The organism is Phytobacter diazotrophicus, from assembly GCF_052061655.1.
Classification (GTDB): domain Bacteria; phylum Pseudomonadota; class Gammaproteobacteria; order Enterobacterales; family Enterobacteriaceae; genus Phytobacter; species Phytobacter diazotrophicus.
In genome coordinates this window covers 4,159,747-4,173,938 of the sequence record NZ_CM125428.1, presented here as the reverse complement: position 1 = coordinate 4,173,938, position 14,192 = coordinate 4,159,747, and the positions used below count along the sequence as shown (strand labels likewise).

15 protein-coding genes are annotated in these 14,192 nt (G+C 56.7%); 2 read left to right on the top strand and 13 right to left on the bottom strand.

Features of this window, described 5'->3' with window-relative positions:
* Positions 1–22: 22 nt before the first annotated feature.
* The 10 genes from hydA to ACS0RQ_RS20340 all read right to left on the bottom strand — a co-directional run bounded on the left by hydA (position 23) and on the right by ACS0RQ_RS20340 (position 10,546).
* Complete coding sequence (hydA, locus tag ACS0RQ_RS20385; RefSeq protein WP_271850199.1) at positions 23–1,471, bottom strand: dihydropyrimidinase; 1,449 nt, start codon at positions 1,469–1,471, stop codon at positions 23–25.
* A gap of 258 nt (positions 1,472–1,729) precedes the next feature.
* A complete protein-coding gene (preA, locus tag ACS0RQ_RS20380) occupies positions 1,730–3,034 on the bottom strand; it encodes an NAD-dependent dihydropyrimidine dehydrogenase subunit PreA (RefSeq protein WP_071193938.1) in 1,305 nt (434 codons plus the stop codon).
* Positions 3,027–4,415 (bottom strand): NAD(P)-dependent oxidoreductase, encoded by a 1,389-nt coding sequence (locus tag ACS0RQ_RS20375; protein WP_271850198.1) that lies wholly within the window; start codon positions 4,413–4,415, stop codon positions 3,027–3,029. The genes preA and ACS0RQ_RS20375 overlap by 8 nt, the downstream gene beginning before the upstream one ends.
* Positions 4,416–4,649: 234 nt before the next feature.
* Complete coding sequence (locus ACS0RQ_RS20370; protein ID WP_052249339.1) at positions 4,650–5,297, bottom strand: TetR family transcriptional regulator C-terminal domain-containing protein; 648 nt, start codon at positions 5,295–5,297, stop codon at positions 4,650–4,652.
* Positions 5,298–5,340: 43 nt separating this feature from the next.
* Positions 5,341–6,357 carry an ABC transporter substrate-binding protein gene (locus ACS0RQ_RS20365; RefSeq protein WP_271850197.1) on the bottom strand — a complete coding sequence of 339 codons (1,017 nt, stop codon included), beginning with the start codon at positions 6,355–6,357 and terminating at the stop codon, positions 5,341–5,343.
* Positions 6,358–6,404: 47 nt separating this feature from the next.
* A complete protein-coding gene (locus ACS0RQ_RS20360; RefSeq protein WP_271850196.1) occupies positions 6,405–7,478 on the bottom strand; it encodes an ABC transporter permease in 1,074 nt (357 codons plus the stop codon).
* Complete coding sequence (locus tag ACS0RQ_RS20355) at positions 7,475–8,356, bottom strand: ABC transporter permease (RefSeq protein WP_271850195.1); 882 nt, start codon at positions 8,354–8,356, stop codon at positions 7,475–7,477. The genes ACS0RQ_RS20360 and ACS0RQ_RS20355 overlap by 4 nt, the downstream gene beginning before the upstream one ends.
* Complete coding sequence (locus ACS0RQ_RS20350) at positions 8,346–9,185, bottom strand: ABC transporter ATP-binding protein (RefSeq protein ID WP_071193935.1); 840 nt, start codon at positions 9,183–9,185, stop codon at positions 8,346–8,348. Before ACS0RQ_RS20350 ends, ACS0RQ_RS20355 begins: the two co-directional genes overlap by 11 nt.
* A 282-nt stretch (positions 9,186–9,467) precedes the next feature.
* Positions 9,468–9,998 (bottom strand): chromate transporter, encoded by a 531-nt coding sequence (locus ACS0RQ_RS20345; RefSeq protein ID WP_169039746.1) that lies wholly within the window; start codon positions 9,996–9,998, stop codon positions 9,468–9,470.
* A complete protein-coding gene (locus tag ACS0RQ_RS20340; RefSeq protein ID WP_271850194.1) occupies positions 9,995–10,546 on the bottom strand; it encodes a chromate transporter in 552 nt (183 codons plus the stop codon). Before ACS0RQ_RS20340 ends, ACS0RQ_RS20345 begins: the two co-directional genes overlap by 4 nt.
* Before the next feature lie 208 nt (positions 10,547–10,754).
* Between ACS0RQ_RS20340 and ACS0RQ_RS20335 the strand changes: the two genes are divergently transcribed.
* Positions 10,755–11,357: a cupin domain-containing protein gene (locus ACS0RQ_RS20335; RefSeq protein ID WP_271850193.1), complete on the top strand. Its 603-nt coding sequence runs from the start codon at positions 10,755–10,757 to the stop codon at positions 11,355–11,357.
* Positions 11,358–11,942: 585 nt separating this feature from the next.
* The gene (gene accB / locus ACS0RQ_RS20330) at positions 11,943–12,404 is read left to right on the top strand and encodes an acetyl-CoA carboxylase biotin carboxyl carrier protein (protein WP_041852243.1); all 462 of its coding nucleotides are present in this window, start codon (positions 11,943–11,945) and stop codon (positions 12,402–12,404) included.
* A 38-nt stretch (positions 12,405–12,442) separates the two neighbouring features.
* Here accB and ACS0RQ_RS20325 read toward each other — a convergent pair whose 3' ends face one another.
* The 3 genes from ACS0RQ_RS20325 to ACS0RQ_RS20315 are packed head-to-tail and all read right to left on the bottom strand — an operon-like array spanning position 12,443 to position 14,191.
* Positions 12,443–13,207 (bottom strand): GGDEF domain-containing protein, encoded by a 765-nt coding sequence (locus tag ACS0RQ_RS20325; RefSeq protein WP_041852242.1) that lies wholly within the window; start codon positions 13,205–13,207, stop codon positions 12,443–12,445.
* Positions 13,201–13,617 (bottom strand): DUF1987 domain-containing protein, encoded by a 417-nt coding sequence (locus tag ACS0RQ_RS20320; protein ID WP_071193932.1) that lies wholly within the window; start codon positions 13,615–13,617, stop codon positions 13,201–13,203. Before ACS0RQ_RS20320 ends, ACS0RQ_RS20325 begins: the two co-directional genes overlap by 7 nt.
* Positions 13,610–14,191 (bottom strand): SiaB family protein kinase, encoded by a 582-nt coding sequence (locus tag ACS0RQ_RS20315; RefSeq protein ID WP_041852240.1) that lies wholly within the window; start codon positions 14,189–14,191, stop codon positions 13,610–13,612. Before ACS0RQ_RS20315 ends, ACS0RQ_RS20320 begins: the two co-directional genes overlap by 8 nt.
* Position 14,192: the final 1 nt, after the last annotated feature.

The window sequence follows — 14,192 nt, the reverse complement described above, 5'->3', positions numbered from 1 at the left end:
TTATTTCCTCAATGTCAGGTGATTAGCGGGCGACGGCCTGCGGGGCGCGCTGGCGCTCCCATGCAGCCGCTGCGCTGAAATCCGGGCCGAACGCCGGACGTTTGATATAGCGCCCCGCGCCTTCGCGGGCGCGCAGGTCGCCATCAGCCCATACCAACTGGCCCTGGCTGATGGTGAAGGCCGGTACGCCGGTTACCGTACGGCCTTCGAAAATATTAAAATCATTGCGCGAATGATGAGTGCTGGCGGAGAGCGTTTTGCTGCCCGCCGGGTCCCAGAGCACCAGGTCTGCATCGGCGCCCTGTGCCACACAGCCTTTACGCGGATAAATATTGAAAAGGCGCGCGGTATTGGCAGAGGTAATCGCCACGAACTCGCTCGGTGTCAGGCGTCCGCTGTTGACTCCCGCATCCCAGATGACCGCCATACGTTCTTCCACGCCGCCGCAGCCGTTGGGAATTTTTGTGAAATTATCGCGGCCCGCCGCTTTCTGGTTGGCGCAAAAAGTGCAGTGGTCGGTGGCGGTGGTGTGGAGTTGGCCGGATTGCAGGCCGTGCCACAGCGCTGACTGATGGGATTTATCGCGAAACGGCGGGCTCATGACGTGAGCGGCGGCAAAGCCAAAGTCCGGATGGCGGTAGACGCTGTCGTCAATGACTAAATGCCCGGCAAGAACTTCGCCATAGACGCGCTGCCCGCGACCACGCGCGCGGGCGATGGCATCAGCGGATTCGCGGCAGGAGACATGTACCACGTAAATTGGCACGCCCATAATGCTGGCTACCGTGATGGCGCGGTTGGCGGCTTCGCCTTCCACTTCCGGCGGGCGGGAGAGGGGGTGGGCTTCCGGCCCGGTGATGCCTTGTTTGAGCATCTCTTGTTGCAGCAGGTAAACCATCTCGCCGTTTTCCGCGTGTACTGTCGGCATCGCCCCCAGTTCCAGGCAGCGGCGGAAGCTGTTCATCAGGGTTTCGTCATCGCACATGATGGCGTTTTTGTAGGCCATAAAGTGTTTGAAGCTGTTAACGCCTTCCTGTTGGACCAGCGTGCCCATGTCCTGGCGTACGCTTTCATCCCACCAGGTTATGGCGACGTGGAAGCTGTAATCGGACGCCGCTTTTTCCGCCCAGCCGCGCCATTGCTGATAAGCGTCCATCAGCGGTTGCTGTGGATTAGGGATGACGAAATCGATGATAGTGGTTGTGCCGCCCGCCAGTGCGGCAGCGGTGCCGCTGTAGAAGTCATCGACCGTAGTGGTGCCCATAAACGGGAAATTCATATGGGTGTGCGGGTCAATGCCGCCGGGCATGACGTACAGCCCGCCCGCATCTACGGTTTCGGCTCCGGCGGGGATGTCCCATTGGGATGCATCGCCGACGGCCGCAATGACTCCGTCGACACAGAGCACATCGGCACGACGCTGATGGTCGGCGTTGACGACGGTTCCGCCTTTGATCAACAGGTTACGCATTCGTTTTCTCCTGTAGTGCTTTGGTTAGTTATGTTCTTTTCCCCTGACCCTCTCCCCGAAGGGAGAGGGGACCGGACCGAGCTGGTTTGCTTTTCCCCCTCTCCCCAAAGGGGCGAGGGGACTGGACCGAGCAGGCCTGCTTTCCCCCTCTCCCCAAAGGGGCGAGGGGACTGGACCGAGCAGGCCTGCTTTTCCCCCTCTCCCTTGAGGGAGAGGGTCGGGGTGAGGGGGAGCAAGCCGCACCCCAGTCCCCGTCAACTACGCTGATTGCGCCATCGGGTTATTCGGGTGCGTCGTCCAGTTGGCGTACTGGTCCGTTACCACTTTGCCGGTACGCTTATCCACTTCGCCGGGCTGCAGACTGCGCAGTGAAATGCAGTTCTCCACCGGGCAAATCGAGGCACACAGGTTGCAGCCGACACAATCCTCTTCGCGCACTTCGAAACGCCGTTCGTCACCGGTGGTGGCGGAAATCGCCTGGTGCGACGTGTCCTCACACACCAGATGGCAGCGCCCACACTTAATGCACGACGCCTGGTCGATCACCGCTTTATCTACGTGGTTGAGGTTGAGATAGCGCCAGTCGGTGACGCTTGGCAGCGCCATGCCACGGAAGTCTTCGAGGGTCCGGAATCCTTTCTGGTCCATGTAGTTCTCAAGGCCGCTTATCATGTCGCGCACAATCTGGAAGCCATGAACCATCGCGGCGGTACAGACCTGCACCGTTGCGCACCCCAGCGCGATAAACTCCGCCGCATCGCGCCAGGTGGAGATGCCGCCAATGCCGGAAATCGGCAGACCACGGGTTTGCGCGTCGCGGCCAATTTCTGAGACCATATTCAGCGCAATCGGCTTCACCGCCGGGCCGCAATAGCCGCCGTGTGAACCCTGGCTGCCGGTATGCGGCGACATCAACATCTGGTCGAGATCGACGCCAATCACCGAATTAATGGTGTTGATAAGCGACACGGCATCCGCGCCGCCCGCTTTCGCGGCTCTCGCCGGGTAACGAATGTCGGTGATATTCGGCGTCAGTTTGACGATCACCGGCAGGCTGCAATATTGCTTGCACCAGCGGGTGACCATTTCGATATATTCCGGCACCTGGCCGACCGCCGCGCCCATCCCGCGCTCACTCATGCCGTGCGGGCAGCCGAAGTTAAGCTCGATACCGTCTGCCCCCGTGGCTTCTACCTGCGGCAGAATGGTTTTCCATGCTTCTTCTTCGCAGGGCACCATGATCGACACCACAACCGCCCGGTCGGGCCAGCGTTTTTTGACGCGGGTAATCTCTTCAAGGTTGATGGCCAGCGTACGGTCAGTGATGAGCTCGATATTATTCAGCCCCAGAACGCGTCGATCGGTCCCGAGTAGAGTGCCGTAGCGTGGCCCGCTGACATTCACCACATGCGGATCCAGCCCGAGCGTTTTCCACACCACGCCGCCCCAGCCCGCCTGAAAGGCGCGTTCCACGTTGTACTCTTTGTCGGTGGGCGGCGCAGACGCCAGCCAGAACGGATTGGGACTTTTAATGCCCAGAAAATCGGTATGCAGACTAGCCATGAGAGTGCTCCTGAAATGAGGTGGCGTTAGCGGCGTCGGAGATAGTGAGGGCCAGCGCGATAGCGCGGGCGGCGAGTTTGCCCTGGCGTACGGCATCGACCGTCAGGTCAAGGCCATCTGCACAGCAGTCGCCTCCAGCCCAGACGTCTGCCAGCGAGGTGCGGCCGCACTCGTCGGTAGCGATACGCCCGTGTTTAAGTTGGATGGCTTGTCCGACAGGGGCGCTGTCGAAGGTCTGACCGATGGCTTTAAGCACCATGTCGGCTTCCAGCGTGAAGGTCTCATCGCTGACTTCACCTTGCCGCACCACGCTGAACGTCACGCCGGTCAGTTGGCGATTGTGCTGCTCGAAGCGCAGAGGGGCGGCCCACAGGCGTATCGTTACACCATTAAGCTGTGCCCACTGGCGCTCTTTTTCTGAAGCTTTCATCTGTGCTTCGCCACGGCGATAGACCAGCGTGACCTCCTGAGCGCCAAGCTTTTTCGCCTGAACGGCGGCATCGACGGCGGTCATACCGCCACCAATCACCACCACTTTGCGACCAACGGGGAGCTCGCTGAGATCCGCGCACTGGCGCAACCTGGCAATGAAATCCACCGCTTCACAAACGCCTTCAGGTTCAGCGTCCCCGGTTTCCAGTTGGTTAACACCCGCCAACCCAAGGCCGAGAAATACCGCGTCGTGGCTTGCCCGTAACTGCGCAAGGCTGAAATCTTTGCCCAGTGTTTGACCCGTGTGCAGCGTAATACCGCCGATGGAGAGTAGCCAGGCCACTTCGCGTACGGCGAAATCGTCGGTCACTTTGTAGCTGGCAAGGCCGTATTCATTCAGACCACCTGCTTTGCTGCGGGCATCAAAGAGATCCACGCTGTGGCCCGCTATCGCCAGATGATGAGCGACGGTAAGCCCGGCGGGACCGGCACCGACCACGGCAATACGCCTGCCAGTTTCAGGCCCGCGAACGAACAACGGTTTACCGGGGTTAGCAAAAAAATGATCGGTGGCGTGGCGCTGAAGCAGGCCGATATTAATTGGGCGACCATCCTGAGCGTTACGTACGCAGGCCTGTTCACACAAGGTTTCGGTAGGGCAGACGCGGCTACAGATCCCGCCTAACACATTGGCGCGCAAAATGACCTCTGCCGCACCGCGATCGTTGCTCTGGGCGATGCGCTGGATAAAGCTTGGCACATCAATATCCGCCGGGCAGGCCCGCGAGCAGGGGGCGTCAAAGCAGTAGTAACAGCGTTCTGCTTCAATGACTGCCTGGGTGGCAGTTAACGGGGGGGCGCAGTCCGCAAACTCGCGGGCATACGCGTCGGGAGCAAGCCGTGCGGCCTGGATCCCCTGGACGTGGCTACCTGAATCGTTGCTCATCATGCTTCTCCTGAATTGTCAGTGGGGTTATCTCTCCCCGCGTTAAAATCCTGACCAGATGGTTAAGTTTTCGCGTAATAACCATGCTAATTACGTGCCATTTGCGACAAGTTTGCTGCATGACGCGTAAATTCAGGGAAGCAGAGAAACATGAATAAAATAACCGGACTTTTATTGCTGTTTTTTGGTGCATTTCGCACCTTATTTGACGCTGATTGCTGCATTTTGCGGCAAGGTTCATTCAAGGCCGCAGATCCGCCAGACGCAACGCAAAACATGTTCTGTCGCCCGTTGCTGTGCCGTCTTGCTGTGTGAGTCCTCTCCCAACACGGCGGCAATCTGGATATCAAAATCCGCATAGGTTTGGGTCATCGACCAGACGGTAAAAAAGAAGTGGGTGGTGTCCATCGCAGAGAGCTTGCCGAGGGCAATCCAGCCATCCAGGATGCGGGCCTTTTCCGCTACCAGTTGTCGAAGTTGGGTTTTTAGCAGTGGGTGAACCACCTGCGCGCCTTGCAGGATCTCATTGGCGAACAGGCGTGAGGCTTCCGGGCGGGCAAAACTAAAGCCGATCTTTTTACGGACATACTCTTCCAGCGCGGTTTTGGGATCGGCGCTGGCAGAGATCCCCTCCAGCGGCGCCAGCCAGTCGTGCAGAATGCACTCCAGCACGCGCAAATAAAGGGTTTGTTTATTGCCAAAATAGTAGTGCAGATTGGCTTTGGGCAGGTCGGCGGCATCGGCAATCTGTTGCATAGTGGTGCCGCGAAATCCATAACGGGCGAAGACCCGTTCGGCTGCGGGCATAATGATCGCCTCGTTATCCTGGCGAATACGCCCTTTCTCAAGTGAGATCGCAATGCCGCTCAGCAGGCTTTCGTTCATGACAGGCTCCAGTGAAATCCGCCCTCCCTGGCGGGGGGAGGGGTTATTTCAGTTTCGCCGCGGCATCCCAGACGGTATGGGTCATCGCGCTGTCACCCGGATCTTTTTTGATTACCGGGGTATCGCCACCGCTGTGCAGTAAAACATCAATGGTGCGACGGTAGGCCGCCGGGTCGAGATAGCCGATTTTCGGTGTGTTGGCGTTAGTGATGAGCTTCGCCACGTTCTCCATCTGGCGAGTCTGTACCTCTTCGGTGGCGGCGCCGGACGCATCTTCAGCAACCACGATTTTCGCCGCCTCTTGCGGGTGTTTCACCGCATAATCCCAGCCTTTGAACGAGGCTTTGAGGAACTTCGCCATTTTGGCGACGAACGCCGGATCTTTCAGGCTGGAATCCAGCACATACAGACCATCTTCGAGAGTGGAAACGCCCTGATCCTCATACGGGAAGGTGATCAGATCCGCTTCTTTCAGTCCTGCGTCGATCAACTGCCAGTATTCGTTGTAGTTCATGGTGGAGATACAGGCTGCCTGATCCTGCAACAGTGGATCGACGTTAAAGCCCTGTTTGAGGATGGTAATGTCTTTGCCCGGTTTCAGGTTCAGTTTGCTCATCCAGTTGAAGAAGGGGTACTCATTGCCGCCATACCAGACGCCCAGTGTTTTACCTTTGAAGTCGGCAGGCGTTTTAATGCCGCTCGATTTTTTACAGGTCAGCATCATCCCGGAACGATCGTAAATCTGTGCAATGTTCACCAGCGGCACGCCCGCCTCGCGTGAGGCCAGCGCATCCGGTAGCCAGTTGACGATGACATCCGCGGATTTGCCAGCAATCACCTGAACCGGGGAGATATCCGTACCGCCGGGTTTGATCGTGACATCCAGTCCTTCCTCTTTATAGAACCCTTTTTCCTGTGCCACGTAGTAGCCAGCAAATTGCGCCTGCGGTACCCATTTCAACTGCAGCGTGATTTTTTCTGCTGCGTGTGCTGAAAAGGTAAAAGCCACAGACATTGCCGCCAGCAACAACCCCCGGCGAAAAGCGGAACGTTTCATCATGGGATAACTCCTCGGGTTAGTGTGCATCATCATGTTTTTATGTTGTTTTACTTTTCCGTTGCCATCCCGCGAATCGAGGGATGCCAGAAATTTACGCGGCGATCGAGCCGGACCAGCAAGGTGTAAATCAGCGAACCGGCCAGCGATGACACCACAATCGCTGACCACACGATGGGCATATGCATGCGCGCCGATTCTGTGGAGATACGAAAGCCAAGCCCGGCGGTCGGTGAGCCAAAATATTCGGCGACGATGGCGGTAATCAGCGCCAGGGTGGCGTTCACTTTCAGGGCGCTAAAAATAAAAGGCAGTGCGGCGGGCAGGCGCAGCATGCGCAACTGCTGGTGGGGCGTTGCGGCGTAGCAATACATCAGTTCTTGCTCAAGCTTGCCGCTTGCTTTCAGCCCGGCAAGCGTGCTGACCAGCGCCGGAAAAAAGGTCACCAGAATGACCACGGCAGCTTTTGACGGCCAGTCGAAACCAAACCACATCACCGCGATAGGGGCGACGCCGACCAGTGGTACGGTGCTGGTCAGGCTGGCGACCGGCAGCAGCCCGCGTTGCAGGAAGGGTAATCTGTCGATAAGCAGCGCCACGCCAATGCCTAAACCACAACCCAGTAGATATCCCACCAGCACCGATTTGAGGACCGTTTGTACCAGGTCACCCGCCAGCAGTGAGACGCCGTCGACTAACGCGGTGAGAATATCCAGTGGCGCAGGCAGGATGACCTGCGGAACGGCAAAGCCAGTGACCAGAATCTGCCAGAACCACAGCAGCCAGATGCCGAGCAGCGCGGCGACGGCGGCAGGCGGGACCGGGGCGCTCGCCAGTCTCTGTACGCTGACGGCGGCAAGCAGCGCCAGGGCGAGGGTGCTCAGGCCATTAAACGGCAACAGCGCAAGCCAAAGTGCGCTGCCTGCGAGCGCAACGGCGAACAGCACGCTACGTAAAGCCGTCTGCGAACAGGCCAGCAGCGAACAGACAACAAGCAGCAGCGCATGGAAACGAAGCCCATAAGCGGCATCGCTGTCTCCGCTTAACTGAATCAGCGACAGAACGGCAACAATGAAGGCGCTGACTAACAGCAGGGTGCCTGGCGTTGTATTTTTTTTCATCATGCCCCCTTACGCTGGCGCATCACCAGCCGTTCGGTCAGGGTTACCAGCCCGGTTAATGCCAGGCCCAGCAGGGAGGCCATCACCAGAGCAGACCAGATCTGAATGGTGTTGCCGTAATAGGAGCCGGTGAGCAGCCTTGCCCCCAGCCCGGCCTGTGCGCCGGTGGGCAGCTCCGCCACCATCGTGCCGACCAGACCACTGGCAATGGCGACGCGAAAGGCCGGAAAGAGATAGGGCAACGAGGAGGGCAGACGCACCATCCAGAAGATATCGACCCGTCTGGCGGCATAGGTATGCACCAGTTCCATCTCCATTTTTTGCGGCGAACGCAGCCCCTGCACGGTGGCGATGGTGACCGGAAAAAAGCACAGGTACATGGCGATGGTTGCTTTGGGGAGCATACCCGTAACCCCCAGACTGCCGAGAATAATCAGCACGATGGGGGCAATCGCCAGTACCGGAATGGTTTGCGAGGCGACAATCCACGGCATCAGCGCTTTATCGAGCGTCCGTGAATGGACAATGCACACCGCCAGAAGTACGCCTAACACCACGCCCATGGCGAAACCGGTCAGCGCGGCGCTGGCGGTCACCCAGGTATGCAGTAATAGGTTGCGTGGAGAAGTAAGTGGCCACTGGGTGATGCTGTTCCAGATATCAATAATCAACTGATGTGGCGCAGGCAGCAGCGGGCGGGTGGCATTGAGGGAGGCGTCAATCAGGTCTGTGCTTGTCCAGGGGCCGCGCGGGGTCAGTACACGGTCAATCACCCCGGAGGCATTCAGGGCGAAAGCCAGCACGTACCAGAGAATCAACGCCACCAGCAATACGCTGCCGACGGGCAGAACGTGCAGATGCAGACGCTGACTAATGGTCATGATGTCCCTCCACCAGTGCTTCGCGCACGTCGGCGGCGAGTTGTAAAAACGCCGGGGTATCGCGAATGGCAAGGGAGCGCCCGGCCGGAAGCGGAGAGTCAATTACCTTCACAATTCTGCCCGGACGCGGCGACATCACCACAATTTTGGTCGACAGGTAGACGGCCTCGGAAATGGAGTGGGTCACGAAGACCATCGTGCGCTGTTCGTTAAACCACAGTTGTTGTAATTGCTGGTTGAGGTTGTCGCGCGTCAGTTCATCCAGCGCGCCAAAAGGTTCGTCCATCATCAGAATTTTGGGTTCAAAACCCAGCGCACGGGCAATGGAGACGCGCTGTTGCATGCCGCCGGAAAGCTGCCACGGATATTTTTTCTCAAAGCCTTTTAGCCCGACGCGTGCCAACTGCTCGCGGGCGATTTCGTCGCAGCGCTCCGGCGGCACGCCCTGGATTTGCAGCGGCAGTTTGACGTTGGCCAGCACGGTGCGCCATGGCAACAGGACCGGGGCCTGGAAGACATAGCCGTAGGCTCCCGCCTGGCGAGCCTCCGAAGGCGACATATCGTTTACCAGTACTTCGCCGGAGGTGATGGGTTCGAGGTCTGCAATGGCACGCAATAACGTGGTTTTGCCACAGCCGGAAGGGCCGATAAACGAGACAAACTCCCCCTGGCGAATGGTCAGGTTAATGTCTTTGAGCGCATGTACCGGCTGGTCGGCTGCCGGATAAATCACGTTGGCCTGGTTTACCCTGATGGCAGGCCGTGCGGTGGCGGTTGCCGGTTTTAACGGTACGACCGCAGATTCCTCTGCATAGATCAACTGGCTCATTCCAGGCCTCCCCTGTTTTTTGACTAACTGGTTAAGTTTGTTTCTCTATGCCATTTTTGTGCCAGGCGTTAAAAGGCGGTTTTTCGCGGTTTTTGGCTGCAAGATAAGGTTTTTTGATGGCTAAATTGGTGCAAATGTCGACAATGGTGCGTGGTCGTGGGGCAAGGCGGTGTGGGGAAGTCGGGGCGAATTCGGTGAAAAAAGAAGCGGTAGTGTGCAGGTTACACTCCCCCTTCGCAAAGGGGGAGTGACAGTCTGGATGTGGCGGTGTGGCAGATGAGGTCAGAGCCCGTATAAGGCGGCTATCAGTCCGACTATTCCGCCTGCGGCCAGTAAAATCAGCGGCGAAAGGCGGGTTTTCAAAAACAGGACAATACAGACCGCAATCGTGGCGAGTTGCAGATAATTATGGATCACCGCTCCGGCGACCAGCGCCCCGCCGGAGATAACCAGCCCGACCGTCAGCGGGATTAACGCATGGTTTAATACGCGTTTCATTTTCTCGTCGGTGTTCTTATTCCATAAGGTCACGCACGCCACCACGATCAGTGACGAGGGGACGAACTGGCAAACGGTCGACACCATCAGCCCGGCGATGCCCGCAACGCGCCAGCCGACCAGTGAGGTAATCATCATATTGGGGCCAGGCGCGGCCTGGGCGAGAGCGAACAGTTCGCTGAACTCCCGTGAGGTCATCCAGTGATGCACGTCGACCACCTGGCGTTGCAACTCAGGGATAATGGCATTACCGCCGCCCAGGGCTAAAAACGAGAGCTGTAAAAAAATGAAGGCGAGGGAAAACAGCGTTGTCATGATGTGTGTTTCCGGTAGCTCAGCATAATACTCAGCGGCACGGCGACCAGTAAGACCGGCAGCAGCGGCAGGCGGAAAAGGGCAATCGCAACAATGATCCCGCCAAGAATAAGCCACGATGTCAGCGCACGCGGCATCGAGCGCAGGATTTTCAGGCCAGTAGCAATGATAAGCCCCGCGGCAGCGGCGGATATACCGGCGAAGACCGAGGCGACCAGCGGGTTGTCATGCCAGAGTAGCCAGGTATTGCCAAGACAGACTATGACCAGCAGCGGTGCGGTCAGTAACCCCACCAGCGCGATAAATCCCCCTTTTATGCCATGGAATTCCACCCCGGTGGCGACGCACAAATTCACGGCATTTCCGCCAGGCAGAAACTGACACAGCCCCAGCAGTTCGGCAAAACGTTGTTCTGATAGCCAGCGCTTTTTTTCCACCAGCGCCCGGTGCATAAGCGGCAACACCCCGCCAAATCCGGTCACCCCTAACATAAAACAGGCCAGCCAGAGCTGCCCCAATGTGGGTTTCGCGTCAGGCGACGCGGACATCTTCTTATTTTCTTGCACAACGACCTACCTTTAATGGCCGGATCCCTGGCGATCGATAACCCATTTGTAATCATGATGAAATTACAGGAATTTCATTGGCAGAAAAATGATCGCCGCCGGGATCCATAGCGACAGATATCGCAAGAGGGCGAAGGGATGGTGGGATTTCATCTACGCTAAGGAGATGGATCAACATGCAGGAGGGGCTATGGCTGATATGAATCGTCGCTGTTTTATGAAGATGCTTTCTGGCGCTGCGCTGACGACCCCCTGGTTGCTTGAGGCGGCTGAAAAGGGGCAGTCCGCGGCAGCTTCGGCTCCCGTGACCGGGGCTTTCTTGCTTTCGCCAAAAGAGTGGGTACCTAATAATCCAGTGTTGCCCGTGTTGCTGTATCGCCAGGTGATTCCGGGGCGGGCAACAGCCCAGGACGCGCAGCAGTTGTTTGCGAAAAATGGCTGGCCGCCACAATGGGTGGATGGGGTGTTTGATTACCACCACTACCACAGCACGGCGCATGAGGTACTGGGGATTGTTGGCGGTGAAGCCAGGCTGATGTTGGGCGGTCCGGGCGGTAAAGAATTGACCGTGCGAGCGGGTGATGTGGTGGTATTACCTGCCGGGACAGGGCACTGTAATCTCGGCAGTAGCGCGGATTTTTCCGTCGTCGGCGCGTATCCACCAGGGCAGGATTTCGATCTCTGCCGTGATGCAGCCGATGCGCAAAGGTTAGCCGCGATTGCCAGTGCGACCTTCCCCCATAGCGACCCGGTTTTTGGCGCGCAGGGATTGCTTTTAGAGCAATGGCTTTAGTCGTGTTGCCAGGAATTTTCTTGTTTTATAGCAGGGCTAACTTTGCGGTCTACGCTTAAAGCGCATTAGGAATGCAAAGCTCTCTGTGTATGTAATGATGGTCTTCTCTATTGAAAGACATTGTTGGATAAAAGGTTTTGGACATGTTGCGGCCAGCTCGTGAGAGCTGGCTTTTTTTTGGCCATTTAGTGAGTTTTTTTGGAACCTTTAGGAAATTATGATCGCCGTCATAATTCTGAAAAGCTGGTATGATCTGCTTATTGCCAGGAATTTTCCGATAGACTACTATGGCTTCACCCCCAGACAGAGCTAACGCCACAATAGATAGTGAGTGCCGGAGATAAGCGCCGGGAGGGTAAATAAACTTGAAGTATTTGCTCGACTTAAAACACCAGGCCCTGGCATCTGCCAGGGCTTAATCGTTTTTAGCGCCGCTGTTTTTCTTCACCCTGCGCATTTCGTTATTCCCCTTCGATCGCCGGAGATCCTGTTTGTCGTTGCGCTTTGCAATAACCTCTTCTATACACTGCATATTCACGTCGTTACACTTGCGCGACATCCGGCACTGAACCACTGAGAACCCCTATGGATATTGAGAAAATCAAGCAACTGATCAAACTGGTCGAAGCGTCAGGCATCTCCGAACTGGAAATTTCCGAAGGCGAAGGGTCGGTGCGTATCAGTCGCGCGGTCGCTACCCCTGCGACACAGCATACGTATACCCTCCCCGTCATGCCGCAACCAGCACAGTCAAACGCAGTTGCGCCAGTCGTAACCACAGTGGCGGCAGAGTCTGCTGCCGCACAAATCAGTGGTCACATCGTGCGTTCCCCGATGGTCGGGACCTTTTATCGAACGCCGAGCCCGGATGCCAAAGCGTTCTGTGAAGTCGGCCAGAAAGTGAATGTGGGCGATACCCTGTGCATTGTTGAAGCGATGAAAATGATGAACCAAATCGAAGCGGACAAAGCAGGGGTAGTGAAGGCGATTCTGGCGGAAAGTGGTCAGCCGGTTGAGTTTGACGAGCCGCTGGTCGTCATCGAATAACGCGACTGACGACCGGCATATCAGGATGCCCTGCTACCCTAACGGACGAGTGCGATGTTCGCCTGGACCGGGGGGGCCTGGCGAAAAAAATCCTCATGTAGCGCAACCTGGTTACGCCCGCGCTTTTTCGCTGTATAAAGCGCGGCGTCGGCGGCGCTGTACAGGTTTTCAAAATCACTGTTTTTCATGCCAAGGCTGACACCAAAACTGGCGGTCACCAGTTGTTGCGGTAAGACATCCAGCGGCGATGCATTCAGGGAAGAGTGAATGTAACTGGCAATGATCATCGCATCTTCAATCCGGGCTTCCGGCAGTAAAATCGTAAACTCTTCACCGCCGACGCGGCCAATGGACGCACTTTCCGGCAGCGCGCGGCGAATGCGCGATACCAGCGCGCAAATTACCCTGTCACCCGTGGGGTGACCATATTCATCATTGATGCGTTTGAAGTGATCAATGTCCAGCAGGATCAGGGCGACGTTTGCCTGCGTCAGGGATTTATTGATGTGGTTGATGATGGCGCTGCGGTTAAAGACGGCGGTGAGCGGGTCGTGTGTGGCCTCATACTCAAGCTGCGCCGCCAGTTTTTGCAGTTGCTCATTCATACGGTTCAGTTCACGTTCCGCACGGTCGCTGCGGCTGATCACGCGGTAGGATTCGCGGATCAGGCGTTGATAATGCTTCGCCACGCTCCACAGTTTTTCACGACAGGCGTCTGCGGGCAGCGTGGCGTCTGCCGCCGCCAGGCGAGCCTCTTCGAGTACGGAATATTCCTCCTTGAAAAGCTCATTAATATCTAGCATGCGTCAAGATCCGGGATAAGAAAGACCGCCAGGGAAGGGAAGTCGATACGTAACTCCTGACCGAACTCTTCGGAAATATCGTCTTCCTCGTCATAGTACCAGTGCAGCTCGCAGGCGATACCGCCTTTCGCAAAGCCGTTCAGACACTCGAACAGTTCAAATAACAGCTTGGTGCTGGAGCTATTGAAATAGCTCAGTGCGACATGCAGACGAACCGGTTCATCGGTGGCCGGTTTGTCTTGCAGCCAGTTCTCAATGGCCTGCAACAGCGGGCGAAAGAACGCCGCGGCATTTTCAGGATAAGCTTCACCTTTAAGCACCAGACGATGTGCTGAAAAATCAAAATTCACTTCCGGTGTGGCCTGGGTTGCGGGCTGCTCAATGGAAGAGGTTAATGTCATATCAGTCATGGCAAAACGTTGCCTTTAGGTGAAAGGCGGACAACGGACTGGCCGCCAGTGGATGAATGCGATACTCCAGTGGCTCACTGGTATCCCGCGCCATGGTCAACAAACCAATGTTCGCGCCCTTGCTTGTGGCAGGCGCTTCACTGCGTAATCCCTGTTTCCAGGCATTGCGGATTTCCGCCTGTGTCATTGTGCGCAGGACTTCGAGGTTTGTTTTTAGCAAAGAGGATTCTTCCGGGCCAACCAGATTTGCGGTTTCGAGGTAATAATTTGCCTGGTCGGTGTGAAAACACAGTGAACCATAACGCAATTCATCCTGGCCCGTGCACAGAAAGCGTTCATCCGATGAATAGCGAACGATGTTTTGCCCCATCTCAATAAAGACGGAGAATAATTTGCGACGCGTCGCAGAGGAGGCTTCATGTTTATCCAGCCACGTGCGCATCACGTCACCCATCGACACAATGTGCTGTTGGGAAAAATAGCCCGTATAAAAAAGCTCGACAGCGCTTTGCCGCTGAAGAGTGAAAAGGGGGAGCAAAACCGCTTCTTTGACCTGCAGGTCGCTTATTTTCATT

What these genes read in the sequence shown, in the direction of transcription:
- hydA (WP_271850199.1), bottom strand. Translation starts at nt 1,471, where the DNA reads ATGCGTAACCTGTTGATCAAAGGCGGAACCGTCGTCAACGCCGACCAT.
- preA (WP_071193938.1), bottom strand. Translation starts at nt 3,034, where the DNA reads ATGGCTAGTCTGCATACCGATTTTCTGGGCATTAAAAGTCCCAATCCG.
- ACS0RQ_RS20375 (WP_271850198.1), bottom strand. Translation starts at nt 4,415, where the DNA reads ATGATGAGCAACGATTCAGGTAGCCACGTCCAGGGGATCCAGGCCGCA.
- ACS0RQ_RS20370 (WP_052249339.1), bottom strand. Translation starts at nt 5,297, where the DNA reads ATGAACGAAAGCCTGCTGAGCGGCATTGCGATCTCACTTGAGAAAGGG.
- ACS0RQ_RS20365 (WP_271850197.1), bottom strand. Translation starts at nt 6,357, where the DNA reads ATGATGAAACGTTCCGCTTTTCGCCGGGGGTTGTTGCTGGCGGCAATG.
- ACS0RQ_RS20360 (WP_271850196.1), bottom strand. Translation starts at nt 7,478, where the DNA reads ATGATGAAAAAAAATACAACGCCAGGCACCCTGCTGTTAGTCAGCGCC.
- ACS0RQ_RS20355 (WP_271850195.1), bottom strand. Translation starts at nt 8,356, where the DNA reads ATGACCATTAGTCAGCGTCTGCATCTGCACGTTCTGCCCGTCGGCAGC.
- ACS0RQ_RS20350 (WP_071193935.1), bottom strand. Translation starts at nt 9,185, where the DNA reads ATGAGCCAGTTGATCTATGCAGAGGAATCTGCGGTCGTACCGTTAAAA.
- ACS0RQ_RS20345 (WP_169039746.1), bottom strand. Translation starts at nt 9,998, where the DNA reads ATGACAACGCTGTTTTCCCTCGCCTTCATTTTTTTACAGCTCTCGTTT.
- ACS0RQ_RS20340 (WP_271850194.1), bottom strand. Translation starts at nt 10,546, where the DNA reads ATGTCCGCGTCGCCTGACGCGAAACCCACATTGGGGCAGCTCTGGCTG.
- ACS0RQ_RS20335 (WP_271850193.1), top strand. Translation starts at nt 10,755, where the DNA reads ATGGCTGATATGAATCGTCGCTGTTTTATGAAGATGCTTTCTGGCGCT.
- accB (WP_041852243.1), top strand. Translation starts at nt 11,943, where the DNA reads ATGGATATTGAGAAAATCAAGCAACTGATCAAACTGGTCGAAGCGTCA.
- ACS0RQ_RS20325 (WP_041852242.1), bottom strand. Translation starts at nt 13,207, where the DNA reads ATGCTAGATATTAATGAGCTTTTCAAGGAGGAATATTCCGTACTCGAA.
- ACS0RQ_RS20320 (WP_071193932.1), bottom strand. Translation starts at nt 13,617, where the DNA reads ATGACTGATATGACATTAACCTCTTCCATTGAGCAGCCCGCAACCCAG.
- ACS0RQ_RS20315 (WP_041852240.1), bottom strand. Translation starts at nt 14,191, where the DNA reads ATGAAAATAAGCGACCTGCAGGTCAAAGAAGCGGTTTTGCTCCCCCTT.